This is a genomic window from Cryomorphaceae bacterium 1068 (assembly GCA_027214385.1).
In the GTDB taxonomy this organism is placed as follows: domain Bacteria; phylum Bacteroidota; class Bacteroidia; order Flavobacteriales_D; family Cryomorphaceae; genus JAKVAV01.
On the sequence record JAPVXR010000059.1, the window covers coordinates 1 to 301 of the forward strand.

Sequence of the window (301 nt, forward strand, 5' to 3'; positions counted from 1 at the left end):
CCTTCAAGTTCTCCGCTCCAGCTTAAGTGCCAAATGATGCAAAGTCCTTCGCCCGCACCCTCCAAATCAAATGGAGGTCCTGCAGGAAGATCAAGAATGTTGAGGTCAGCATCGGTGATGACCCATGCCATATTCTCACCGGTCTCGCCTGTAAGCGTTACGTTGATCGGATCAGCCACACCGTCAAGTGCACAGATTGTTGTTGGGTCTTCTGTAGAAATCTCTCCACCGTCAGCTACATATCGTGTTACTTCAATCGGGTTCGATAGATCGAAGCAGTCACCTGAAAGGTCACCTGCAT

1 protein-coding gene is annotated in these 301 nt (G+C 49.8%); it reads right to left on the reverse strand.

All coding sequences use genetic code 11. The features are described 5' to 3' along the window. Window positions 1-301, reverse strand: a 301-nt coding sequence (locus tag O3Q51_18450) for a T9SS C-terminal target domain-containing protein (protein MCZ4410804.1), incomplete at both ends; no start/stop codon positions are given.